The 23,848-nt window shown below is 69.0% G+C and carries 27 protein-coding genes; 18 read left to right on the plus strand and 9 right to left on the minus strand.

All coding sequences use genetic code 11. The features are described 5' to 3' along the window. Positions 1–159: 159 nt before the first annotated feature. From rpmE to HNR07_RS32540, 17 genes are all read left to right on the plus strand, one after another. Positions 160–369 (plus strand): 50S ribosomal protein L31, encoded by a 210-nt coding sequence (rpmE, locus tag HNR07_RS32460; RefSeq protein WP_017580857.1) that lies wholly within the window; start codon positions 160–162, stop codon positions 367–369. 123 nt (positions 370–492) lie between these two features. Further along, positions 493–1,560, plus strand: coding sequence for a peptide chain release factor 1 (prfA, locus tag HNR07_RS32465; protein ID WP_184370374.1), 1,068 nt, complete (start codon positions 493–495; stop codon positions 1,558–1,560). Then, positions 1,557–2,420: a peptide chain release factor N(5)-glutamine methyltransferase gene (gene prmC, locus HNR07_RS32470; RefSeq protein WP_184370378.1), complete on the plus strand. Its 864-nt coding sequence runs from the start codon at positions 1,557–1,559 to the stop codon at positions 2,418–2,420. The genes prfA and prmC overlap by 4 nt, the downstream gene beginning before the upstream one ends. A gap of 88 nt (positions 2,421–2,508) precedes the next feature. Then, entirely contained in the window at positions 2,509–3,369 is an 861-nt protein-coding gene (locus tag HNR07_RS32475) for an L-threonylcarbamoyladenylate synthase (RefSeq protein ID WP_184370381.1), read from the plus strand. A gap of 12 nt (positions 3,370–3,381) precedes the next feature. Further along, entirely contained in the window at positions 3,382–4,548 is a 1,167-nt protein-coding gene (locus HNR07_RS32480; protein ID WP_184370384.1) for an MraY family glycosyltransferase, read from the plus strand. Positions 4,549–4,772: 224 nt separating this feature from the next. Further along, a complete protein-coding gene (locus HNR07_RS32485) occupies positions 4,773–5,195 on the plus strand; it encodes a hypothetical protein (RefSeq protein WP_184370387.1) in 423 nt (140 codons plus the stop codon). A 105-nt stretch (positions 5,196–5,300) separates the two neighbouring features. Next, complete coding sequence (locus HNR07_RS32490) at positions 5,301–5,531, plus strand: AtpZ/AtpI family protein (RefSeq protein WP_184370390.1); 231 nt, start codon at positions 5,301–5,303, stop codon at positions 5,529–5,531. A gap of 111 nt (positions 5,532–5,642) precedes the next feature. After that, positions 5,643–6,467: a F0F1 ATP synthase subunit A gene (gene atpB / locus HNR07_RS32495; protein ID WP_184373021.1), complete on the plus strand. Its 825-nt coding sequence runs from the start codon at positions 5,643–5,645 to the stop codon at positions 6,465–6,467. A 123-nt stretch (positions 6,468–6,590) separates the two neighbouring features. Then, the gene (atpE, locus tag HNR07_RS32500; RefSeq protein WP_184370394.1) at positions 6,591–6,812 is read left to right on the plus strand and encodes an ATP synthase F0 subunit C; all 222 of its coding nucleotides are present in this window, start codon (positions 6,591–6,593) and stop codon (positions 6,810–6,812) included. A gap of 56 nt (positions 6,813–6,868) precedes the next feature. Beyond that, positions 6,869–7,411, plus strand: coding sequence for a F0F1 ATP synthase subunit B (atpF, locus tag HNR07_RS32505; protein ID WP_184373023.1), 543 nt, complete (start codon positions 6,869–6,871; stop codon positions 7,409–7,411). Next, positions 7,411–8,232, plus strand: a complete 822-nt coding sequence (locus tag HNR07_RS32510; RefSeq protein WP_184370395.1) for a F0F1 ATP synthase subunit delta — start codon at positions 7,411–7,413, stop codon at positions 8,230–8,232. Before atpF ends, HNR07_RS32510 begins: the two co-directional genes overlap by 1 nt. Positions 8,233–8,305: 73 nt before the next feature. Beyond that, positions 8,306–9,946, plus strand: a complete 1,641-nt coding sequence (atpA, locus tag HNR07_RS32515; RefSeq protein ID WP_184370397.1) for a F0F1 ATP synthase subunit alpha — start codon at positions 8,306–8,308, stop codon at positions 9,944–9,946. Between the two features lie 3 nt (positions 9,947–9,949). Then, on the plus strand, positions 9,950–10,870 hold the full coding sequence (locus HNR07_RS32520; protein ID WP_184370399.1) for a F0F1 ATP synthase subunit gamma: 921 nt from the start codon (positions 9,950–9,952) through the stop codon (positions 10,868–10,870). 5 nt (positions 10,871–10,875) lie between these two features. Continuing rightward, a complete protein-coding gene (gene atpD, locus HNR07_RS32525) occupies positions 10,876–12,321 on the plus strand; it encodes a F0F1 ATP synthase subunit beta (RefSeq protein WP_184370401.1) in 1,446 nt (481 codons plus the stop codon). 153 nt (positions 12,322–12,474) lie between these two features. Continuing rightward, complete coding sequence (locus HNR07_RS32530) at positions 12,475–12,864, plus strand: F0F1 ATP synthase subunit epsilon (protein WP_184370403.1); 390 nt, start codon at positions 12,475–12,477, stop codon at positions 12,862–12,864. A gap of 21 nt (positions 12,865–12,885) precedes the next feature. Continuing rightward, positions 12,886–13,392 carry a DUF2550 domain-containing protein gene (locus HNR07_RS32535; RefSeq protein WP_184370405.1) on the plus strand — a complete coding sequence of 169 codons (507 nt, stop codon included), beginning with the start codon at positions 12,886–12,888 and terminating at the stop codon, positions 13,390–13,392. A gap of 80 nt (positions 13,393–13,472) precedes the next feature. Beyond that, entirely contained in the window at positions 13,473–13,778 is a 306-nt protein-coding gene (locus HNR07_RS32540) for an MTH1187 family thiamine-binding protein (protein ID WP_184370407.1), read from the plus strand. Positions 13,779–13,837: 59 nt separating this feature from the next. On the opposite strand, the gene HNR07_RS32545 is transcribed toward HNR07_RS32540, so the two are convergent. The 9 genes from HNR07_RS32545 to nucS form a co-directional block, all read right to left on the minus strand. After that, positions 13,838–14,302 carry a hypothetical protein gene (locus HNR07_RS32545; RefSeq protein WP_184370409.1) on the minus strand — a complete coding sequence of 155 codons (465 nt, stop codon included), beginning with the start codon at positions 14,300–14,302 and terminating at the stop codon, positions 13,838–13,840. A gap of 155 nt (positions 14,303–14,457) precedes the next feature. Next, positions 14,458–15,054, minus strand: a complete 597-nt coding sequence (locus HNR07_RS32550) for a cob(I)yrinic acid a,c-diamide adenosyltransferase (protein WP_184370413.1) — start codon at positions 15,052–15,054, stop codon at positions 14,458–14,460. Positions 15,055–15,387: 333 nt separating this feature from the next. Next, complete coding sequence (locus tag HNR07_RS32555) at positions 15,388–16,914, minus strand: M28 family peptidase (protein WP_184370416.1); 1,527 nt, start codon at positions 16,912–16,914, stop codon at positions 15,388–15,390. Positions 16,915–17,162: 248 nt separating this feature from the next. Further along, positions 17,163–17,840: a DUF1707 SHOCT-like domain-containing protein gene (locus HNR07_RS32560; protein WP_184370419.1), complete on the minus strand. Its 678-nt coding sequence runs from the start codon at positions 17,838–17,840 to the stop codon at positions 17,163–17,165. A 59-nt stretch (positions 17,841–17,899) separates the two neighbouring features. Then, positions 17,900–18,535 carry a response regulator gene (locus HNR07_RS32565; protein ID WP_184370422.1) on the minus strand — a complete coding sequence of 212 codons (636 nt, stop codon included), beginning with the start codon at positions 18,533–18,535 and terminating at the stop codon, positions 17,900–17,902. Positions 18,536–18,561: 26 nt separating this feature from the next. Continuing rightward, positions 18,562–19,869 (minus strand): sensor histidine kinase, encoded by a 1,308-nt coding sequence (locus HNR07_RS32570; RefSeq protein WP_184370425.1) that lies wholly within the window; start codon positions 19,867–19,869, stop codon positions 18,562–18,564. Further along, positions 19,866–20,762 (minus strand): ABC transporter permease, encoded by an 897-nt coding sequence (locus tag HNR07_RS32575; RefSeq protein ID WP_184370428.1) that lies wholly within the window; start codon positions 20,760–20,762, stop codon positions 19,866–19,868. Before HNR07_RS32575 ends, HNR07_RS32570 begins: the two co-directional genes overlap by 4 nt. Then, complete coding sequence (locus tag HNR07_RS32580; RefSeq protein ID WP_184370430.1) at positions 20,759–21,631, minus strand: ABC transporter ATP-binding protein; 873 nt, start codon at positions 21,629–21,631, stop codon at positions 20,759–20,761. Before HNR07_RS32580 ends, HNR07_RS32575 begins: the two co-directional genes overlap by 4 nt. A 145-nt stretch (positions 21,632–21,776) precedes the next feature. Continuing rightward, positions 21,777–22,454 (minus strand): endonuclease NucS, encoded by a 678-nt coding sequence (gene nucS, locus HNR07_RS32585; protein WP_184370433.1) that lies wholly within the window; start codon positions 22,452–22,454, stop codon positions 21,777–21,779. 122 nt (positions 22,455–22,576) lie between these two features. On the opposite strand from nucS, the gene HNR07_RS32590 reads away from it, so the two are divergent. Next, entirely contained in the window at positions 22,577–23,803 is a 1,227-nt protein-coding gene (locus HNR07_RS32590; RefSeq protein ID WP_184370436.1) for an MFS transporter, read from the plus strand. The last annotated feature ends 45 nt before the right edge of the window (positions 23,804–23,848 follow it).

A 23,848-nucleotide genomic window follows, 5' to 3' on the forward strand; every position in this document is an offset into this window, starting at 1 on the left:
TATCAGGGAACGGCAGTCCTCCGCGCTCGCGGAGAGCACGCCGCCCTCTTACCTGGATCGCCGCGGCACCGGTTCGCGCATGGTCAACACACCGCCCCACCCCCGACGGTGGTGCGGTCGTCATGCGTCCGGCGGTCGCGCCCTGAGAAGGAGACACACATGCAGGCCGACATTCACCCCACGTACGTCCCGACCGAGGTGACCTGCACCTGCGGGGCCAAGTTCGTGACCCGCAGCACGAACCCCGAGGGCAAGGTGCGCGCCGACGTGTGCTCCGAGTGCCACCCGTTCTACACCGGCAAGCAGAAGATCCTGGACACCGGTGGCCGGGTCGCCCGCTTCGAGAAGCGCTTCGGCAAGCGCCAGTAGCGCTGCCCTTCGTCCGGTGGCGCCGCCTCCCCGCGGGGGCGTGCGCGGCGCCACCGGATCAGGCGGTCCCTCGGGTGGGGGAGACGACGGACAGGGCGAGCGACAAGACGGGAACGTGGGAAAGTGAAGCTGGACGACCTCCTTGGGGAGTACTACGAGCTGGAACAGCAGCTCGCCGACCCCGAGGTGCACGCCAACCAGACCAAGGCGCGCACGCTGGGCAAGCGCTACTCACAGCTCACCCCGATCATCGAGGCCTACCGTCAGCTCAAGGAGGTCGAGAACGACATCGACGCCGCCCGTGAGCTGGCCGCCGAGGACTCCTCCTTCGCGGAGGAGGCCGACCGCCTGACCGAGCAGGCCGAGCAGCTCACCGAGCGCCTGCGCGTCCTGCTCGTCCCGCGCGACCCCGCCGACGACAAGAACCTCACCATGGAGGTCAAGGCCGGTGAGGGCGGCGAGGAGTCCGCCCTGTTCGCGGGCGACCTGGTCCGCATGTACCTGCGCTACGCCGAGCGCCAGGGGTGGAAGACCGAGGTCATCGACGCCACCCACTCGGACCTGGGCGGGTACAAGGACATCACGATCGCCTTCAAGAACAGGGGCACCCCCGAACCCGGCGCGGGCGTGTGGCCCCAGCTCAAGTTCGAGGGCGGGGTCCACCGGGTCCAGCGCGTCCCGGTCACCGAGTCCCAGGGCCGCATCCACACCTCCGCGGCCGGGGTCCTCGTGGTGCCCGAGGCCGAAGAGGTCGAGATCGTCATCAACGCCAACGATCTGCGCATCGACGTCTACCGCTCCTCCGGCCCCGGCGGTCAGAGCGTCAACACCACCGACTCCGCGGTGCGCATCACGCACCTGCCGACCGGCATCGTGGCCTCCTGCCAGAACGAGAAGAGCCAGCTCCAGAACAAGGAGCAGGCCATGCGCATCCTGCGCGCCCGCATCTACGCCGAGGCCCAGGCCAGCGCGGACGCCGAGGCCTCCGCCGAGCGCAAGAGCCAGGTCCGCACCGTGGACCGCTCCGAGCGCGTGCGCACCTACAATTTCCCGGAGAACCGCATCTCCGACCACCGGGTCGGCTACAAGGCCTACAACCTCGACCAGGTCCTCGACGGGGAACTGGACGGGGTCGTCAAGGCCCTGGTGGACGCGGACACCAAGGAGAGGCTCGAAGCCGCGCAATCATGAACTTCCTGCTCGACGAGGTCGCCCGCGCCACGCTGAGGCTCGCGGAAGCGGGCGTGGCCTCACCACGTACGGACGCCGAGGAACTCGCGGCGTTCGTGCACGGTGTCCGTCGAGGGGAACTCCACGCCGTCGCCGACGCCGACTTCGACGCGCGCTACTGGGAATGCGTCTCCCGCCGCGAGGCCCGCGAACCCCTCCAGCACATCACCGGGCGCGCCTACTTCCGGTACCTGGAACTCCAGGTCGGGCCGGGCGTCTTCGTGCCCAGGCCGGAGACCGAGATCATGGTCGACTGGGCGATCGAGACCCTGCGCTCCATGGACGTGGCCGACCCCCTGGTCGTGGACCTGGGCGCGGGTTCGGGCGCCATCGCGATCTCCATCGCCCAGGAGGTCCCGCGCTCGCGGGTGCACACCGTGGAGATCGACCCCGCTGCCCTGGAGTGGGCCCGGCGCAACATCGAGGCCAGCGGGCACGCCGACCGCGTCACCGCCCACGAGGGCGACATGCGCACCGCGCTGCCCGAGCTCAACGGCCGCGTCGACCTGCTCATCAGCAACCCGCCCTACGTCCCCACCGACGCCGCGGGCGCGATCCCGCCGGAGGTGCGCGACTACGACCCGGCGCCCGCCCTGTGGTCCGGAGCGGACGGCCTGGACATGATCCGCGACCTGGAGGCGGTCGGCCGCAGGCTGCTGCGCCCCGGCGGCGCCATGGCCGTCGAGCACCACGACGGCCAGGGCATCGACATCCCCTGGCTGTTCCCCGAGGACAAGGGCTGGCGCGACGTCCTCAACCGCAAGGACATGGCCAGGCGCGACCGCTTCGTGGTCATGCGCCGTGCCGACGGCGACGGTTAGCCGGCGCCGTGCCAGTAGAAACCCGCCCCCCATACCCACCGCTGGACCGGCAGCCGAGGCCGGTCGACCGAGATCGAGGTGAACGCAGGTGAGCCGCATCTACGACTGCGCGGACGAGACCGCCCGCAAGGACGGCATCGCCGACGCCGCCTCCGCGGTACGCCGAGGCGATCTGGTGGTGCTGCCCACGGACACCGTGTACGGCATCGGCACCGACGCCTTCAACCCGAAGGCCGTGGCCAACCTGCTGGAGACCAAGGGCCGCGGCCGGGACATGCCGCCGCCGGTCCTGGTGGGTTCCATGCGCGCCGCCACCGCTCTCATCGACGACCTCGGCAACCACGGCCGGGACCTGATGGAGGAGTTCTGGCCCGGACCGCTCACCCTGGTGTGCACCGCCACCCCCAGCCTGTCCTGGGACCTGGGCGACACCAAGGGCACCGTGGCCGTGCGGATGCCGATGGACCCGGTGGCCCTGGAACTGCTCAAGGAGACCGGCCCGATGGCGGTGAGCAGCGCCAACAAGTCCGGTCAGCCCGCCGCGGTCAACGCGGGCGAGGCGATCGAGCAGCTCGGTGACGAGGACGTAGCGGTCTACCTGGACGGCGGGGAGACCGACAGCCCGGTGGCCTCCACCATCGTCGACCTCACCTACGCGGTCCCGCGGGTGCTGCGCTCCGGTGCCATCTCCATCGAGCAGCTGCGCGCGGTGTGCGGCACCGTGATCGGTGAGCTGCGCAAGGGGCGCACCAGGCCGAAGAAGGCTGAGGGGGAGGAGGACGCCGAGCAGGCGGCCGAGACCACCGGAGCCGAGACCACCGGAGCCCAAGCGCCCGCGTCCGGGACTTCCGCGTCCGAGGCATCCAAGCCTGAGGCGCACCAGGCCGGGGCCGCGGCCACCGAACCGGAGACCGACGGGTCCCAGGGCACCGACCGCTCCGAGAGCTAGAGGGATCAGGCCGTGCGGGAGTACGCGCTCACCTTCGTCATCGCCGCCGCGGTGACCTACCTGCTGGTGCCGTTGGTACGCCGCCTGGCCATCGCCTTCGGCGCCGCGCCCGCGGTCCGCGACCGCGACGTGCACACCGAACCCATCCCGAGGCTGGGCGGGCTGGCCATCTACGGCGGGTTCGCGGCGGCGCTGCTGATCTCCGCGCAGCTGCCGCACCTGCAGAACGTGTTCGTGGCCAAGACGTGGATCGGACTGCTGCTGGCGGGCGGTCTCATCACCGTCATCGGCGTCATCGACGACCGGTGGGGGATGGACGCCCTCAGCAAGCTGGCCGGGCAGATCGCCGCCGCGGGCATCCTGGTCTGGCAGGGGGTGCAGCTGCTGTGGCTGCCGCTCCCCGGAACCCAGCTCTCCCTGGGCCCCTGGCTCGGCGCGATGATCTCGATCCTGCTCATCGTGGTGACCATCAACGCGGTCAACTTCGCGGACGGCCTGGACGGGCTGGCCGCGGGCATCGTCGGCATCTCGTCGCTGGCGTTCTTCGCGTACTACTACGTGGTCGCGGTCGAGCAGGGTTTCGTCCGCCAGTCCTACCCCGCGATGATCGCCATCATCCTGGCCGGTACCTGTGTGGGCTTCCTCTTCCACAACTTCCACCCGGCCCGGGTGTTCATGGGCGACACCGGCTCGATGCTCCTCGGGCTGCTGCTCACCTCCATCACCATCACGGTGACCGGGCAGTTCGACGCCAACACCGCCCGCGAGGAGTTCAACTCCTCCGGTCTGGTGGTCTTCCTGCCGATCGCGCTGCCGCTGCTGGTGATCGCGCTGCCGCTGGCCGACCTGGTCCTGGCGGTGCTGCGGCGGACGCTGTCCGGGCGGTCCCCGTTCGCCCCGGACCGGGGACACCTGCACCACCGGCTCCTCGACATGGGCCACACGCACACCCGCGCGGTGCTGCTGATGTACCTGTGGGCGGGGATCGTCGCCTTCGCCGCGGTGTCGCTGTCCATCTTCGACTCGGCGTTCATCGTGCTGACGGTCACGGTGCTGGTGGCCACCTGTGCGGTGGGTCTCATCGCCCTGCCGCGACTGCGCCGTCGCGGGCTGTTGCCCTGGGGCAGGGAGAGGGAATCCGCGGCGAGGTCAGATCACCATCAGCCAACCGATGGATAAATGCGCGGTCACGTTCGGGACCGAGGTCCCGTTCCGGTCGTCGAATGTGCGCTGGTGTGAAGGCCGCTGCCAGTGTGGTCAAGGTGACACAAGGTCCGAAGCGGCCGCAGAACGGGCCTTTCGCGAGGCGTTAAGAGCGCGTTAAGGAACCCCTGGATTTGGCACCAAACACCTTGTGATAGCTTTCACGAGCAGGTAACCACTGAACCCCACGGAGCTTCGTCATGCAGGAACACGACGCCCGGATTTTCCGCGGCGCCGCGCTTCCAGCGGCTGTTGTCGGGGCCTTGGCCATTGCGGTCTCGGCTCTGTTCAGCGGCGCCGCCGGAGCTCTCAGCTCGGCCCTCGCGGTCGCGATCATCCTTGCCTGTTTCGGGCTCGGACAGTGGGCGGTCATCCTGGTCACCCGGCGCAACGAGGACCTGTTCCTCGCTGCGAACATGCTCGGCTTCGTCGTGAAGATGGCGGTGCTGGGAGTTCTCCTGGTGACTCTGGGCCGTAGCGCCTTCATCGCAGACCTCGACAGCAACGCCTTCGTATACAGCGCGTTGGCTGTTGTCCTGGTCTGGCTCGGGGGTCAGATGCGCGGGATCGCCAAGACCAAGATGCTGCACGTGGACCCGTCCGAAGGTTCGGGGAACACGTGATGGGGTGCCCCGCCGTGGCCCGTGGCAACGGGCGTTATAACCTGTTCCAGGTTAGGCGGGCAGCCACGTTCCAGCCCAGCCCCACATGCTATATTCCGGAGCGAGATGAGCAGCGAAGCAGCCAGGAAGACGGAAGCGGACGTGCCCTCGGTGCCACGCGAGTCCGACGGCTGGGCGCTCTTCTCCACCCTCCTCGCGGGCGTTCTCGTGTGGAGCGGGATCGGCTGGGGCCTGGATCACCTTCTGGGATTCCAAGCGCTCTTCCTGCCCATCGGGGCGGTTCTGGGCTTGGTCGGCGCGATCTGGCTGATCGTCGCCAAGACCCGCCAGGTCTGAACTCTTCCGCTAGAGCGATGGCACCACGGGTGACCGTGGTGCGTAGCTCTGCCACAACCATCAACGAGGCTTTCTTGCGTCACGACGAAAGGATTCGCCGTGAGTGCTGACGTGCGCATTCTCGCGGCCGAACCGGGTTGCCATCTTTTCAGCGGCTGCGGGTTCGAGGCCCCCACCATCGGGATGTTCTTCCCCGAACCGTGGATCACCGGCATCCCCGGTACCGCAGGTATCGACCTGTACCTGGTTCTGCTGCTGATCGCTCTCGGTGCGGTCCTGCTCCTGTGGTCGTGGTTCAGCAAGAAGCTGACCCTCGTCCCCGGGCGCAGGCAGAGCGTCGGTGAGATGTTCGTGCTGTTCATCCGGGACCAGATCACCCGGCCCACCATGGGTGCCAAGGGTGACAGCTTCATCCCGCTGATGACCGCGATCTTCAGCTTCATCCTGCTGATGAACTTCACCGGCCTGATCCCCGGTGGTCTCCCGGTCAACAGCGACCTGTCGTTCCCCGCGATGCTCGCCGGATTCATCTTCATCCTGACTCTGATCATCGGTATGAAGAGGCAGGGCGGCTGGGGCTATATCAGGAACCAGATCTTCCCCCCGGGGATGCCCAAGCCGATTTATCTGCTGGTCACCCCGATCGAGATTCTCTCCGTCTTCGTCATCCGCCCCGTGACGCACGCCCTGCGTCTGTTCGCGACCATGTTCGCGGGCAGCCTGCTGCTGGCCGTGTTCGCCTACGGCGGCTGGTACATGCTGAACATCTCTGCCGAGCCGGCCCTGGCCGCCCTGTCCGTGGTCTACTCCGGTGCCGCACTGCTCGGTTACATCCTCTTCTTCGTCTTCGAGATCCTGATCATGGTCGTCCAGGCGTTCATCTTCACGCTCCTGGCCAGCCTCTACATCAACCAGTCTCTCGAAGCCGCCCACTAAAGGACCCCTTCACCCACCCCGGCAATCCCGCCGGGAGACGGTAAAGGTGTAAAGACCCGCCCACCCCGGCGCACTGACTCATCGCACAAGCGCGACGCCGGACGTCGAGTAAAGGGAAACACCATGGACATCGCCGCTATCGAAGGCAGCATCAACACCGTCGGCTACGGCATCAGCGTCATCGGCGCCGGTATCGGTGTCGGTCTCGTGTTCGGTATGGGTATGCAGGCCATCGCCCGCCAGCCCGAGGCCCGCGGCCCGCTCCAGACCAACATCTTCCTGGGCTTCGCGCTCATCGAGGCCCTCGCCATTCTGGGCTTCGTGCTCGCGTTCGCCATCGGTTAATCGGGCATTGCCAACCGTTTTCTGATGGCAACTGACGCGAAGGAGGGCTGACCATGTTGTTGGAGCTGGCAGCCGATTACAACATTCTGCGGATCGACCCGGTTAAGGCCGCCTTCGGTGCGATCGCGCTCGCCGTGGTCTACTTCTTTGTGGCCCGCAAGGCGGTCCCCAAGGTCATGAAGGTCCTCGACGAGCGTCACGACGCCATCGAGGGCGGCATCGAGCGGGCCAAGCGCGCCGAGGCCGAGGCCGAGGAGATCCGCCAGCAGTACCGCGAGAAGCTCGAAGAGTCTCACCGCGAGTACGCACAGGAACTCGAGAAGGCCAAGGAGCAGCGCGCGGCGATCATCGCCGAGGCTCGCGAGGAGGCCCAGGCCGAGGCGGCCCGGATCATCGAGTCCGCCAAGGCGCAGATCGAGGCCGACCGGCAGCAGGCGTTCGTCCAGCTGCGCGGCGAGATCGGCACCCTGTCCACTGAGCTCGCCAGCCGCATCGTCGGCGAGACGCTCAGCGACAGCACCGCTCAGACGCGTGTGGTTGACCGGTTCCTGGCGGAGCTGGAGCAGGACGAGAGCGCGAAGCAAGCCGAGGTGCGCTGATGCGTGGTATCAGCCGTAACTCCCTGGCTGAGGCGACCCGGCGCCTGGACGAGAACGTCCTGGCGTCGGCGGACGCCTCTCAGCACGCGGTCTCGCTCGGCGGCGAACTCTTCGAGGTCGTCGCCCTGCTCGGCGGCGAGCACTCGCTGCGCCGCTGGCTCGCGGACCCGGCCAACCCGGTCGAGAAGAAGACCGGCCTGATCGGTCAGATCCTCGAGGGCAAGGTGTCGCCGTCCACGGTCATCGTGGTCAACGACGTCGTGTCCCAGCCGTGGGCGGCCCCCCGCGACATGGTGGACGCTCTGGAGCGCCTCGCGGTCTACGCGACCGTGGCCTCCGTCGAGGGCACCCGCCTGGACGAGCTCGAGGACGAACTGTTCCGCTTCCAGCGGATCGTCATCGCGCAGCCGGACCTGCGTGCGGCGCTCACCCGTGACGGCGTGGCCGCCTCGCACCAGCACTCCCTGATCGAGAACCTGCTTTCGGGCAAGGTGAGCTCCGCGACGCTGGCCCTGGTCGGCGAAGCGGTCACCCGCCCCCGGGGACGTACCCTGGAGCAGGCGCTCGACAACTTCGGGCAGCTGGTCGCCGAGCGCGCTCAGCGCTACGTCGCAGTGGTGCGCAGCGCGGTTCCGCTGAGCGAGGCGCACCAGGACCGTCTCCGGGCGCTCCTCCAGCGCAAGTACGGCCGCGATATCCATCTGAACACCGAGGTCGTCCCCGAGATCGTGGGTGGACTCTCCATCCAGGTGGGCGACGAGGTCATCGACGGCACCATCGCCGGGCGCATCGCTGAGGTCCAGCGCCGTCTGGCTAGCTGACACACGCGAAAAACGCAAGGCAAGCACGCACGGCGCCAGCCCGGCGCCATTTGAGAGCAAGGACAACGTAGAGATGGCGGAGCTGACGATCCGGCCGGATGAGATCCGGGACGCGCTACAGCGCTTCGTCCAGTCGTACGAGCCTGACGCCACCCGCGCGGAAGAGGTCGGAACCGTCACCTACTCCGGTGACGGCATCGCCCGTGTCGGTGGCCTTCCCTCGGCGATGGCGAACGAGCTGCTGGAGTTCGAGGACGGCACCCTGGGCATGGCCCAGAACCTTGAGATCGGCGAGATCGGTGTCGTGGTGCTGGGTGACTTCACCGGTATCGAGGAGGGGCAGAAGGTGCGTCGCACCGGCAAGCTCCTCTCGGTCCCGGTGAGCGACAACTTCCTCGGCCGTGTGGTGGACCCCCTGGGCAACCCCATCGACGGCAAGGGTGAGATCGAGGCGACCGAGACCCGCGAGCTGGAGCTCCAGGCCGCGACCGTGATGGAGCGCCAGCCGGTTCACGAGCCGCTCCAGACCGGTATCAAGTCGATCGACACCATGACCCCGGTCGGCCGCGGCCAGCGCCAGCTGGTCATCGGTGACCGACAGACCGGCAAGACCGCGATCGGTATCGACGCGATCATCAACCAGAAGGCGAACTGGGAGACCGGTGACCCCGCGAAGCAGGTGCGCTGCATCTACGTCGCGGTCGGTCAGAAGGGCTCGACCATCGCCAGCGTGCGAGGGGCCCTCGAAGAGGCCGGCGCGATGGAGTACACCACCATCGTCGCCTCCCCGGCGTCCGACCCGGCCGGCTTCAAGTACCTCTCCCCGTACACCGGTTCGGCCCTGGGCCAGCACTGGATGTACGAGGGCAAGCACGTCCTCATCGTCTTCGACGACCTGACCAAGCAGGCCGAGGCCTACCGCGCCGTCTCCCTCCTGCTGCGCCGCCCGCCGGGCCGTGAGGCCTACCCGGGTGACGTCTTCTACCTCCACTCCCGTCTCCTGGAGCGCTGCGCGAAGCTCTCCGACGAGCTGGGTGCCGGTTCGATGACGGCCCTGCCGATCATCGAGACCAAGGCGGGCGACGTCTCGGCGTACATCCCCACCAACGTCATCTCGATCACCGACGGTCAGGTCTTCCTGAACTCGGACCTGTTCAACCAGGGCCAGCGTCCGGCGATCGACGTCGGTGTCTCCGTCTCCCGAGTCGGTGGCGCCGCGCAGACCAAGGCCACCAAGAAGGTCTCCGGCACGCTGCGTCTGGGCCTGGCCCAGTACCGCGAGCTCGAGGCGTTCTCCGCCTTCGGTTCGGACCTGGACGCCGTCTCCAAGCAGCAGCTGGAGCGCGGTGCCCGGATGATGGAGCTCCTCAAGCAGGGCCAGTACTCGCCCTTCTCCATGGAGAAGACGGTCGTCTCGATCTGGATGGGTAACACCGGTCTGATCGACGAGGTCCCGGTCGAGGACGTGCGCCGCTTCGAGGACGACTTCCTCTCCTACCTGGACCGCGAGCACAAGGCCGTTCTCGACACCATCCGGGACAGCGGCAAGTTCGAGGACGACAGCCAGAAGACCCTGCAGGCCGCGATCGAGAAGTTCAAGCAGAGCTTCCAGACCTCGGCCGGCACCCTCCTGGGCACCGAGGCCGAGACCGAGGCGCTCACCGAGGAGAAGGTCGGCCAGGAGACCATCAAGGTCGCCAAGGGCGGGAAGTAACCCATGGGTGCACAGCTTCGCGTCTATCGCCGGAGGATCCGTGCGACGAAGGCGACGGCGAAGATCACCCGTGCGATGGAGCTGATCGCCGCCACGCGCATCACCAAGGCGCAGCGCGCGGCCGAGGCTGCCGGTCCCTACGCACGGGAGATCACGCGGGCGGTGTCGGCCCTGGCCAGCCGGGTGACGGATCACCCGCTGCTGACCGAGGCCGAGAACCCCACCCGCGCGGCCGTCCTGGTCATCACCAGTGACAAGGGTCTGGCCGGCGCCTACTCGACCAACGTCATCAAGGAGGCCGAGGCCCTCACCCAGCTCCTGCGGGAGCAGGGCAAGGAGGTCCTCACCTACATGGTGGGCCGCAAGGGTGCGGCGTTCTACAAGTTCCGCGACCGCAAGGTCGAGGAGTCTTGGGAAGGCTTCACCGAGCGTCCGACCTACGCGCACGCCCAGGAGATCGGCTCCGCTCTCATGGAGAGGTTCTCCCAGGACACCGCCGAGGGCGGTGTCGACGAGATCCACGTGGTCTCCACGGAGTTCGTGTCGATGCTGACCCAGCGGGCCGGGGCGGTTCGCGCCCTTCCGCTGGAGGTGGAAGAGGTCGAGGCCGAGGAACTCGAGGAGAGCCACGGTGGCCAGGCGCTGCCGCTCTACGAGTTCGAGCCCTCCGCGGAGGAGGTCCTGGACCAGCTGCTCCCGCAGTACGTGGTCAACCGGATCTACGCCTCCCTCCTCGAGTCCGCCGCCTCCCAGCAGGCGTCCCGTCGCGCGGCCATGAAGGCCGCGACCGACAACGCGGAAGAGCTCGTCAAGAACCTGACCAGTCTGGCCAACCAGGCCCGTCAGGCCGAGATCACCAATGAGATCAGTGAGATTGTCGGCGGTGCCGATGCACTCTCTGGGTCCAGCGCGGGAAGTGAGTAAGAGAAGTGACTGCGACAGTTGAAGGTACGGCCGGCGCTGGCACCGCCACCGGCCGGATCGCCCGGGTCACCGGCCCGGTCGTCGACGTGGAGTTCCCCGTCGGCTCCCTGCCTGCCATCTACAACGCCCTGCACACCGATGTGAGCATCGGCGGCACGGAGAAGGTCGTGACCCTGGAGGTCGCCCAGCACCTGGGTGACAACCTGGTCCGCGCCATCTCCCTGGCCCCGCAGGACGGCATGGTCCGTGGCGCCGAGGTGCGCGACACCGGCGCGCCGATCAGCGTGCCCGTCGGCGACGTCGTCAAGGGCCACGTGTTCAACACCCTGGGCGAGTCCATGGACGTGCCCACGGCCGAGCTCGGTGTGACCGAGCGCTGGCCGATCCACCGCAAGGCCCCTGCCTTCGACCAGCTCGAGTCCAAGACCGAGATGATGGTCACGGGCATCAAGGTGATCGACCTCCTCACCCCGTACGTGCGCGGTGGGAAGATCGGCCTCTTCGGTGGCGCGGGTGTGGGCAAGACGGTGCTCATCCAGGAGATGATCACCCGTATCGCCCGTAACTTCGGTGGTGTGTCCGTGTTCGCCGGTGTCGGTGAGCGCACCCGTGAGGGTACGGACCTCTTCCTGGAGATGGACGAGATGGGCGTCCTTCCGGACACCGCGCTCGTCTTCGGCCAGATGGACGAGCCCCCGGGCACCCGTCTGCGCGTGGCGCTCTCGGCTCTGACGATGGCGGAGTACTTCCGTGACGTCCAGGGCCAGGACGTGCTGCTCTTCATCGACAACATCTTCCGTTTCACCCAGGCGGGTATGGAGGTCTCCACGCTGCTGGGCCGTATGCCCTCGGCCGTGGGCTACCAGCCCAACCTGGCTGACGAGATGGGTCAGCTCCAGGAGCGGATCACCTCGACGCGTGGTCACTCGATCACCTCGATGCAGGCGATCTACGTCCCCGCGGACGACTACACCGACCCGGCTCCGGCGACCACCTTCGCCCACCTGGACGCGACGACCGAGCTCTCCCGCCCGATCTCGCAGAAGGGCATCTACCCGGCGGTCGACCCGCTGGCCTCCACCTCCCGTATCCTCGACCCGCAGTACGTGGGTGAGGAGCACTACCAGGTGGCCCAGCGCGTCAAGGAGATCCTGCAGCGCAACAACGACCTGCAGGACCAGATCGCCATTCTGGGTATGGACGAGCTGTCCGAAGAGGACAAGATCATCGTCAACCGGGCCCGTCGCCTGGAGCGCTTCCTCTCCCAGAACATGTTCGTGGCGGAGAAGTTCACCGGCACCCCGGGTGTGTTCGTGCCCCTCGAGGAGACCATCGCGTCCTTCAAGGGTCTGTGCGACGGCGAGTACGACCACCTTCCCGAGCAGGCCTTCCTCGACGTCGGCAACATCGACATGGTCGTGGAGAAGGCCAAGAAGCTGCAGGAAGGCTAGGACTGCGCGTCAATGCCCCCGCACCGCGCGGCTGACCGACAGGGTCGGCCGCGCGGTCGGGGGTGACGGGCGGGTCTAGTTCTCGGGCGGGGCCGAGTATCGGTTCGTACTCGGCTCCGCCGAACCCACCCGCTAGCCGAGGAGTTTGTGGCAGTGTCGAAGAAGCTTTTCGTCGAGATCGTCTCTCCGGACCGTCAGGTCTGGGCGGGCGAGGGCGACATGGTCATCGCGAAGACCGTCGAGGGCGAGATCGGCGTTCAGCCCGGGCACGTCCCGGTGCTGTCGCTTCTGGCCGAGGACGCGGTCGTTCGCGTTCTGGGCGCGCGTGAGACCGGAGAGATCCGGGCCGCCGCCCACGGCGGGTACATCTCGGTTTCGGGTGAGGGTCGGATCTCCATCCTCGCCGAGACCGCGGAGCTCGCCGAGGACATCGATGTGGACCGTGCGCGCGAGGCGCTGAGGGGTGCGGGCGAGTCGGGCGACAGCCAGGCCGCGGCCCGTGCGCGCAGCCGCCTGCGTGCCATTGGCGAGGAAGTCGCCTAGCGAAGCCGGGAGGCACGGGACGTGGGTGTGGAACCGCTTCAGGGAACGCCGTGGTTGGAGTCCTTGGGGTGGGTGGTCATCGCCCTGCTCGTCACCCTCTCTCTGGTGCTGGGCGCCGGTGTGATGCGGCGGTTCGTGCTGCTGCGCAGCGGCGGTGCCGTCGAGTGCTACCTGCGTGTACGCGGGGGGAAAGGGCGTCGGGGCTCCTGGCGGATCGGCTTCGGCCGGTACGGTTCGGATGCCTTCGGCTGGTTCCCGATCCTCTCGCTCAGACCGCGGCCGACAGCGAGGCTGTCGCGCCGCGGTCTTGTCGTTGTGGGGCGCCGCTCCCCGGGCCCGGGCGACGTTCACCCGCCCGCGGACGCGAACCTGCCCGCGCACGTCACGGTCCTGGAGATCGGCTGGACGGCCGCGGACGGCAGCGACCCCGAGGAGGCGACCCACGAGGTCGCCATGGGTGAGAGCGCTCTCACCGGGTTCCTGTCCTGGATCGAGTCGATGCCCCCGGGGACCCGCTGGGAGGCCTGACCCGTGAATGAGGGCAGGAGTGTCCGACCGGCCGGGCGCGGCGGTTCACAGGGGCGCACGCGGTGTGTTTGCATGGGCCCATGAGTACCATCGTGGCTTTCTCCGTTTCCCCGCTCGGCTCCGGCGAGTCCGTCGCCCCGGCCGTGGCCCGTGCAGTCAAGGTCGTGCGCGAGAGTGGTCTGCCCAACGAGACCTCGGCCATGTTCACCACCGTCGAGGGTGAGTGGGACGAGGTCATGGACGTGGTCAAGCGAGCCGTCCAGGCCGCGGGCGAGGGCGCGTCCAGGGTGAGCGCGACCCTGAAGGTGGATGTCCGTGAGGGCGTCACCGACGGCCTGCACAGCAAGGTGGAGGCCGTCGAGCGCGAACTCGACGGCCTCCAGTAGCTCCTTGGCGAACCAGAGGGGACGGCACCCGGCGAGCACGGGTGCCGTCCCCTTGCGGATCAACCCACCACGGGATCAGCCGCGCGGGCGGTGAAGTACTCCTTCGCGGACCTGTTGTAGAGCAGGGCCACCACGGTGAAGGCGAAGAGGGCCGAGATGATCGCGCCCAGGCTGTAGGCGGGGGCGATCAGCAGGGCCAGGATGATGACTCCGGCGGCGGCGTTGACGCCGATGGAGGCGGTTCGGGCCTGGGGGCGGCCCTTGCCGACCAGCACCGCGAGCACGACGGCGGCGATGCCGTAGGCCAGGGCGAAGGCGGCCCCCAGGTAGGCGGCCCAGACGTACTCGCCGAGCTCCTCCATCTGTTCGGCCTGACCCGGCGGCAGCATGTCGTCCAGGGCTCCCGACTCGATGGCCGCCGCCCCGACGAGGCTGAAGAGCCCGTAGAAGATCTGGTAGACGGCGATCAGGATCAGCAGCACCAGAACGGTGACCACACTGCCGGGCTTGGCTCTCGTGTTCATGTGGCTTCTTCCTCTCCTGATAGGGGAGTAGCTCACTCAGAGCCCTAGCCGTTTTCCCGCCGTTGACACCTGTTCGCCGGAATCGGTCCCGTTCTCGCGGACGAGAGGACGCGCCCCCGGTGCCCGTGATCCGGGCTTTCGGCTGGTAGCGCGCCCTACCGTTCGCCGCCGGGCCTCCACAGGACCTCGTCACCGTCCTCGGCGACGTAGCGGCCCAGGATGAACAGCAGGTCGGAGAGACGGTTGAGGTACTGCGCGGTGAGCGGGTTGACGCTGTCCCCGTGCTCCTCGATCGCGGCCCAGACCGCGCGCTCGGCGCGGCGGACCACGATGCGGGCGGTGTGCACGAGGGCGACGGTCGGGGAGCCGCCGGGCAGGATGAAGCTGCGCAGGGTCGGCAGGTCCGCGTTGTAGGTGTCGCAGGCCTCCTCCAGGCGCGTGACGTACTCGGGCAGGACGCGCAGCGGCGGGTACTCGGGGTCGGGAACGATCGGGGTGGACAGGTCCGCGCCGAGGTCGAAGAGTTCGTTCTGGACGCGCCGCAGCAGGGCGCTCACGTCCTCGGGGAGCTCGCCCAGGGCCAGCGCGACACCGATGGCGGCGTTGGCCTCCTCGGTGTCCGCGTAGCCGATGAGGCGGGTGTCGTTCTTCGAGGTCCTGCTCATGTCGCCGAGCGCCGTCGTTCCGGCGTCACCGGTGCGGGTGTAGATCTTCGACAGCACTACCGGCTTGTCGGTGTCCCTTTTGGTCATGCCCTCACCCTAGAGCGTGTTTTCGAGGGCCCTGTGCGGGCGAGATCGCAGCCGCTCTGAACTCGACCGCGTCACGGAGGATAACTGTTCAGTATCAGGGGGTGAAGGTGACCTGTACCACTGATACCTTGTGGAGCAAGGGAGCTACACACAGTAGTTGCCAGCGGTGTTGACGCATGGACACCCGGACGGAACTGAGGGGGGACGTCCGGGGAGGGCCTGCGAGGGGGAGGCACCGCGTGATGAGGGCGGCGTGGAACCGGGGGGTTCACGCCGCCCTCACACCTCTTTCCGGGACCTCACGTCACGGCTGGCCCCAAGCGCGCGGGCGGACTAGCGGAGCCAGGCGTCGCCCTTGCGGGGCAGGTCCACCTGGACCGCGGACAGGCTCAGCACGCCGTTGACCGCAAGGGTGCTCTCGGCGAAGAACTCCACGCCGTGCGCGCCCGCGGCCGACAGCTCGGCCACCGAGTCCCAGTTGATGTTCTCCAGCGTGTCCTCGGGTGTGTGGTAGTAGGGGTCGAACATCTCGCCCGCGGTACCGCCGTACCACTCGACCTGTTCCTCGGACTTGATGCCGTCGGCGCCGCTGAACAGACCGCCGGAGGGCACACCGGCCTGCATGAAGGCGAAGTAGTCGCTGCGGCCGCTGAGCACGCCGGGTTCGCTGACCTGGCCCTGATCCTCGAAGTAGTCCTCGAAGACCTTGGCGATCGCGCCGGAGCCGGAGGGGGCGCCGCCGGAGCCCGGCAGTTCCATCCGGCCGTCGAGCACGAAGCGGCCGTAGTTGTGCGAGCCGATCATGTCGAAGTTGAGGTAGAGCGCGATGTCGTCGAGCTCTCCCTCGGTCAGATCGGCCACGTACTCGTTGGAGCCGACCAGCCCGGACTCCTCGGTGCCCCAGAAGGCGAAGCGCACCTTGTTGTTCGGGTCCTCCTGCTTGGCCATCTGGATGGCGGTCTCCAGCAGGAAGGCCGAGCCGCTGCCGTTGTCGTTGATGCCCGGGCCCTCCTCGACGCTGTCGAGGTGGCCGCCCACGACCACCACGTTGTCGGCACGGCCGCCGGGGGTCTCGGCGAGGATGCTGTAGGAGCTCTCCACGTTGACCTCGGAGTCCACCTCGACCTTGAGGCGCAGGTGGCGGGTGAGCGAGGCGAGCTCCTCGCCGAGGACCCCGGAGACACCGATCGCCGGGATGTCGGACAGCTCGCTCACGGTGCCGAGGAAGACCTCGTCCTCGTTGTTGAAGACCAGGGCGGCGGAGGCTCCGGCGTCGGCGGCGTTCTGGACCTTCTCCCCGAAGGGACAGCTACCGCGCTTGATCAGGGCGATGTTGCCCTCGGGGAAGTCGGCGAACTGTTCGGCGGTGCAGCCGCTGTCCCCGGCGTCGGGGTTGACCGCGGTCACCTTGCTGCCGCGGACGCTGCCCGCCCCGGAGTAGGACATGGTCTCGAAGTGTTCCCCGAGTTCGTAGTCGATCTTCTCCGGGGTGGTCTGGGAGAGCACCGCGGGGGAGTTCTCCCGCCAGGCCTCGTAGTCGTACTCGTGGCGGTAGGGCGCGTACCCGGCCCGCTTGAGCTGGTCCTCGACGTACAGCGCGGCCACGTCGTAGCCGGGGGTGTTGGTGGCCCTGTTGCCGCCGTTGTACTCGGCGATGGTGTTGAGGTTGGCCAGGTGCGCCTCGATGGCCTCGGCGGTCACCAGGTCGGGCAGTGGGACCTCGTCGGCGTGGGCCGGGGAGGCCGCCAGGGCGCCCGCGGTCATCAGCAGGGCCGCGAGCCCGGCGGTGACGGCGGTGCGCCGCCTGGTGGGGGACGAACCAGCTCTCTCGGGCGGGTTCCCAGGGTTGCTCGGATGCACGATCTTCCTCCGGTTCACGGGGGTCCATCGCTCCGTGGTGTTGGGGGATGGACACCTGGGGTGGGCGAGATACCGGAGAAGCCTCGCAGGAGGCCGGGGCCGCGGCAAGGGATGGCACGGGACATTGCCACAATCAGCCATGGACCTTACGTAAAGGTGTGCAATGTGATTGGATGAACGGCCCGAAGTGTCAAGAACGTCTTAGGTGCCCGGGTTGTGACGCCGTGGTGTTTTCCGGGGGGTACGCCCTAGTCGTCCTCGTCCTGCTGCTGGTGCTTGCGCGCCCGGTACTCGACCACGACCCCGCCCATCATCGCCAGACCGCGGATGTGCACGATCGGCGCGTCCGGGTCCACCACGCTCGGGGTGTTCCCGTCGATGCCGAAACCGCCCATGACCGGCAGCCCGTGCACGCGCACCTGAATGTCGTCGGGCGCGATGATCCCCACGCCGCCCATGACCGCACCGACCCAGATGGTGGTCTCGCGCGCGGTGAACCGGGCCTCACGCAGGTCGATCTCGGCACCGCCCATCACCGCGAGGGAGACGAACCGCTTGGGCACGATCCAGTTCCCGGAGCGGTCGGCAGCGCCCATGACGACGATGGCGCTGTGGCTGGTGGGGCGCTCGTTGACGATCCGGCTCGCGCCGTACACCGGGCGGGGCGAGCGGAAGTCCGAGGGTGCGGGGGCACGGGTGTGCGTCGAGCCGGTGTCCGGCAGGTCCTCGGTGATCGGGACGAGCTCACCGACGGTCTTGGCGCGGTACACCGCGTCCAACCGGTCGCTGTGCTCGTCGGGGTCCAGACGGCCCTCGGCCAGGGCCTCCCGGAGCAGGTGCGCGACCGTGTCGCGGTCGGCGTCGGAGGCGCGCATCCGACCGTTCCCGCCTTCTTGGGGGGTGAGCTCGCTCATCGGTTCCACCATATTCTGATTCTTCCCCGAGGGGCAGGGGCCGGACATCGGGGAAGTCCCCCAACCGACCCCTACTTCTCCGGAAGGAGTCCCCGGCGGATCGCCTGGGAGACCGCGGAGGTCCGGTCACCCACACCCAGTTTCTCGTACACCCGCATCAGGTGCGTCTTGACCGTCGTCGCGCTGATGTGCAGGGTTCGGCCGATCGCCGCGTTCGTGAGCCCGTCCGCGGCCAGCCGCAGCACCTCCGCCTCGCGCGGGGAGAGCGCGGGTCCCTCTGGTTCGGTGCGCTGCCGCACTCCGGTGAGCAGCTTGCCCGCCAACCGGCCGCTGAGCACCGTCTCGCCGCGCGCCGCCGAACGCACCGCGTCCGCCAGCTCGGCCCGCGGGGTGTCCTTGAGCAGGTAGCCGGTGGCACCCGCCTCGACCGCGCGCAGGATGTCGGTGTCGGTGTCGTAGGTGGTCAGGACCAGCACGTGGACACCCGGGTGCTCGGCGCGGATGCGCTCGGTGGCCTGGGCGCCGTCGCCGCCCGGCATGCGCAGGTCCATCAGGACCACGTCGGGGGCCAGGGTCGCCACCCGGACCACCGCCTCGGGGCCCGAACCGGCGTCGCCGACGATGTCCAGGTCGGGTTCGGCGCTGAGCATGCCTCGGATGCCCTCGCGGACCACGGGGTGGTCGTCCACCAGCAGGACACGGATCATGGCGGGGTCCTTCTCCTTCGGGCGGATCATTCGTCCGCGTCGTCGTGGGGGATGGTGAGGCGGATGGTGCTGCCCAGGCCGGGGCTGCTCTCCAGGTCCAGCAGCCCGCCGACCGACTCCGCGCGGTGGCGCATGTTGGCCAGACCGTTGCCGTCGGAGGGAACGGACGAGTCGAAGCCCCGACCGTCGTCGGCGACGGTGAGCGCGACCCCGACGTCGGTGTAGGCCAGGGTGACCCGGGCGCGGCTCGCGTCGGCGTGCTTGCGGATGTTGGCCAGGGCCTCCTGGGCGGTGCGCAGCAGGCACACCCGCAGGTCGTTGGGGAGTTCCTCGGGGGTGCCGGTGACGGTCGCGGTCACCTCGATGCCGAGCTCCTGGCCGAGCCGCTCACTGATCCGGGTCAGCGCTCCGTCCAGGTCGCCGCTCACCACCGGGACCGCCTGCCGGGCGGCGACCATCGCGCGCGCCTCGGCCAGGTTCTCGGCGGCGGTCTCGCGCATCAGCGCCAGGTGACGGCGGGCGGTCGCCGGGTCGCTGTCCAGTTCGGACTCCACCGCCTGGGTGAGCGTGATGATGCTGGTGAACCCCTGGGCGAGGGTGTCGTGCATCTCGCGGGCCAGCCGTTCGCGTTCGGCCAGCGCCCCGGCCTGTTCGGAAAGGCGCGCGGCCTCCTCCTGGCTGCGGCGCAGCTTCTCGATGAGCTCGTACCGTTCGACGCTCTGCACGACGATCTTCTCGAACCAGGTGCCGAACCACAGGGCGCAGCCGAGGATCACCCCGTTGAACAGGAAGTTGAGTCCGACATCCGACCACTCCCGGTTCCCGAGGAAGCCCTGGATCAGGCCGGGCAGGAGCAGGATCGTACCCATGGCGGACACCGCGAGCGGACTGCCCAACGACATGAAGGCGAGCGGGCCGAACGCCACCAGGACGAAGGTCAGCGTGGGGTTCATAACCACCGCGGGCAGGACCGGCGCGAGCAGCAGCAACGCCAGCACCAGCGGGCTGGCCCAGCCCGGACGCTTTCCGTCGGTCTTGACGTAGCTCCTGGCCACCCCGTAGTAGACGGCGATGACCGAGGCTATCAGCGCCGCTGTCGTCAACCGCCACTCCGGCGGCCCGGTGAGCAGCGCGACCACGATCAGACCGCACATCGCGAAGGTGAAGTACACGTCCCACCAGATGCCCACGTCGAAGGCGTGCCGGGCCGAGGCCGCGGACGCGGAGAGGTCCGTGGGGGGCCCGGCAGGCTCGGGGGCCGAGCGGTCCTCACCGCCGGGGGCGGGCTCCGGAGCCGTGCCCGTGTCCGGAGCCCGGTTCGTCATCGCGGTCATCCGTCCTTACGCGTCTTCCAGCGGAACGTCAGCAGGGTCAGTACCAAGCCCACCACACACCAGGCCCCCAGGGCGAGGGCGACCATGGGCAGATCCCAGGCTCCGGACTGCTCCAGCGCGGCCATCTCGTCGGGGAAGAACCCGGCGCGCATGCCCTGGGCCATCCAGAGCAGCGGGAACAGGGAGGCCGCGTTGAGCACCCAGTCCGGCAGCACCATCACCGGTACGAAGATGCCGGAGGTGAACTGAAGGATGAGGAAGGGCACGACCACCACGGCGGAGGCGGCCTGGGCGGTGCGGGCCAGCGAGCTGATCGCGATGCCCAGCAGGGAACAGCCGATCGTACCGAGCAGCAGCACCCAGGCGATGGTGGCCCACGCCTGCGCGGTCGAGGGCAGGTTGGCGTCGAAGAACAGACCGGCCACCGCCAGGAGCAGGGCCAGCTGGCCGAACGCGAGGAACAGCACCAGGACCGTCTTGCCGACGAAGTAGGCGCTGGGCGGCATCGGGGTGCCGCGCAGACGCCGTAGCGTGCCGTACTCGCGTTCGGCGGCGATGGCCGTGCCCAGGGTCTGGAAGCTCACCGACATCAGGCCCATGGCGATGATGCCGGGCAGGTAGTAGTCGACCGTGGGGATGCCCATGTCGTAGAGGCCGTCGAAGATCGACGCGAACATCACCAGGATCAGGGCGGGCAGTGAGAAGGTGAAGATCACGCTCTCCCACTCGCGGGCGAAGGTGCGGATCTCCATCCAGCCGCGGGACAGGCCCACCCGGAGCGGGCCGGGCAGGCGGCCCCGCGAACCGGTCGGAACGGCGGCGCGGCGGGCGCGGGGTCCGGTCGGGTCCGGTGCCGTGGCGGGGGCGGTGGGGTCGGTGGCGGGGGTGCTCATACCGCGGCCTCCTCGGCCTCGTCGTCCTGGATCATCCCGAGGTAGGTCTCCTCGAGGGTGGGGCGGTGCACACTCAGTTCCGGAACCTCCCCGACGAAGCGCGTGGCCAGCTCGGAGACGGCTCGGGTGGGTTCGTCGGTGCGGATCTCACGGCGCTGACCGTCCTCCAGCCAGCCCACCGTGGCCTGCGCGGAGGCGCGCCCGTCGAGCGCGGCGGGTGTGTCCACGGCCCGGATCCGGCCGCGCGCGATCACGCACACCCGGTCGGCCAGCTCCTCGGCCTCCTCCAGGTAGTGCGTGGTGAGCACGACGGTGGTGCCGCCGTCGGCCAGGTCCCGGATCAGGCCCCAGAACTCGCGTCGGGCCTTGGGGTCGAAACCGGTGGTCGGCTCGTCCAGGAAGAGGAGTTCGGGTCGGCCGACCATGCCCAGGGCCACGTCCAGGCGGCGGCGCTGCCCACCGGAGAGGGACTCGGCCAGTTCCTTGGCCTTGGGGCCGAGCCCGACCCGCTCGACGACCTCGTCGGGGTCGTGGGCGAGCGGGTAGTAACCCGCGAAGTGCCGGACGACGTCGCGCACCGGCAACTTGGGGACCTGGGTCTCCTTCTGCCAGACGATGCCGACCCGCGAGCGCCAGGCCCGCCCGGCCTTCCCGGGGTCCTCGCCCAGCACCCGGGCGCTACCGCCGTCCCGGTGGCGGAAGCCCTCCAGGATCTCGACGGCGGTGCTCTTCCCGGCGCCGTTGGGGCCGAGGAAGGAGAAGATCTCGCCCCGTCGGATACTCAGGTCGATCCCGGCGACGGCTTCGGTGTCGCCGTACTTCTTCCTGAGTCCGTTGACCTCGATCACGGTGTCGCTTGCTTGGTTCATGCGCCGAGCTTCCCGCGGGGCCGGGAACGGGGGTATCCGCCGCGAAGACGAGCCCGTGTCCTCCACTCGGAGGACACGGGCTCGGGGTTCGGCCCGGAACAGGCTCAGGGTTGAGGGCAAACCTGGGGTGAGGGCGGGCCCGGGTTCAGAACAGGCGCAGCGTGTCCGGCTCGATGCCGCGCAGTTCCTCGTAGTCCAGGACCACGCAGGTGATCCCGCGGTCCTCGGCCAGGACCTTGGCCTGGGGTTTGATCTCCTGTGCCGCGAACACACCGGTCACCGGGGCCAGGGAGGGATCCCGGTTGAGGAGTTCGAGGTAGCGGGTGAGCTGCTCGACGCCGTCGATGTCCCCGCGCCGTTTGAGCTCCACCGCGACGGTCCGGTTCTCGCCGTCGCGGCACAGGATGTCCACGGGACCGATGGCGGTGGGGTACTCGCGGCGGATGAGGGTGTATCCCTCGCCGAGGGTGGTGATGTGTTCGGCGAGCAGCTCCTGGAGGTGGGCCTCGACGCCGTCCTTCTGGAGGCCGGGGTCCTTGCCGAGCTCGTGTGAGGAGTCGTGGAGGATCTCCTCCATGGTCAGCACGAGCTTCTCGCCGGACTTGCTGTGCGTGACCGTCCACACGTCGGGGCCGTCCTCGACGGTCTCCTCGCGCAGCTTGCACGGCGGGTTCATCCAGTTCAGCGGCTTGAACGCCCGGTCGTCGGCGTGAATGGACACGCTCCCGTCGGCCTTGATCAGGATCAGGCGGGGAGCCATGGGCAGGTGGGCGGTGAGCCGGCCGGCATAGTCGACGCTGCACCGCGCGATGACAAGACGCACGGGACGTCACGTTACCGCCTCCGCCGGGCCCGCGAGGCCGGTTCGGGGGCCGGAGCCCGAACCGGGAGGGGCGGGGGCGGCGGGCAGGGCCGGGCCGGGCCGGTTCTCCCTACGCTGTCGGGATGCTCGTTCGCAACCGTTGGATGATCCTGTCGGTCAGCATGGTGGCGCAGGTGGCCAGTGTCTCGGCGATGTTCGGGGTACCGGTCGTCCTGCCGCAGCTGCGCGAGGCCTTCGGGGTCACCACGGCGCAGGCGGGGATGCTCGCCGGGCTGCCCTCGTTCGGGCTGTTGCTGACCCTGCTGCTGTGGGGCGTGGTGATCGACCGGGCGGGGGAGCGGGCCACCATGGCGCTGAGCCTGCTACTCACGGCGGGTGCGCTCGGCCTGCTCTGGACGGCCTCGCAACTGTGGAGCGTGGCCGCGGTGCTGTTCCTCGTGGGCGCGGTGGGCGGCCCGGTCAACGCGGCCAGCGGACGCCTGGTGCTGACCTGGTTCGAGCGGACTGAACGCGGGCTGGCCATGGGGATCCGCCAGTCGGCGCTGCCGTTGGGGGTGGGGCTCTCCGCGCTGGTGCTGCCCCGGGCGGCGGACGCGTGGGGTTTCGTCGGGGCGATGCTGCTCCCCGGGGCGCTCGCACTGGTAGCCGTCCCCCTGGTCCTGGCCATGGCGAGCGCTCCGCCCCGGGGCGGAGCCGAGGGCCGTACGGAACGGTCCGGGAAGGCCGTTCCGGTATCAGGGCCCGCTCCCGCGCGGTCCGGGTCCCCGTACCGCCGGTGGACCATCTGGCGGGTGCACGGCCTGAGCATGCTCCTCGGCGTTCCCCAGGTCACCCTGATGGTCTACACGGTCATCTACCTGGTCCAGGAGCAGGGCTGGAGCCCGCCCGCCGCCGGGGCGGTGGTCGCGGCCGCGCAGGTCCCCGGGGCGGCCGGGCGGTTGCTGCTCGGGGCGTGGTCGGACCGGACCGGGAACCGCATGCGGCCGGTGCGGTGGCTGGCGGTGGTGTCCGGTCTCGCCCTGGTCCTGCTCACCCTGCTGCCGAACGCCTGGGGGTGGTCGGCCGTTCCGCTGGTCCTGCTCTGCCTGGTTCTGACGATGTGGCACAACGGCCTGACCTTCCTCTCCGTCGCGGAGATCGCCGGGACGGCCTGGGCCGGGCGCGCCCTGGCAGTGCAGAACTGGCTCCAGGCGGTCAGTACGACGCTGACCCCCGTGCTGATGGCCGCCGTGATCACCCTCTCCGGGCTGCCCGCGGTGTTCGCGGTGGGCGCGGTGTTCTCGGCGCTGGCCGTCGTCGTGGTGCCGGTCCGGGCCGAGGGGCGGGAAAGCGGTGCTACCGGCCAGTAGTAAAGAACTGGTCCCGGTGCGCGAGCCGGGTGCGAGGGGCGTCTA

Source organism: Nocardiopsis metallicus (genome assembly GCF_014201115.1).
In the GTDB taxonomy this organism is placed as follows: Bacteria; Actinomycetota; Actinomycetes; order Streptosporangiales; family Streptosporangiaceae; genus Nocardiopsis; species Nocardiopsis metallicus.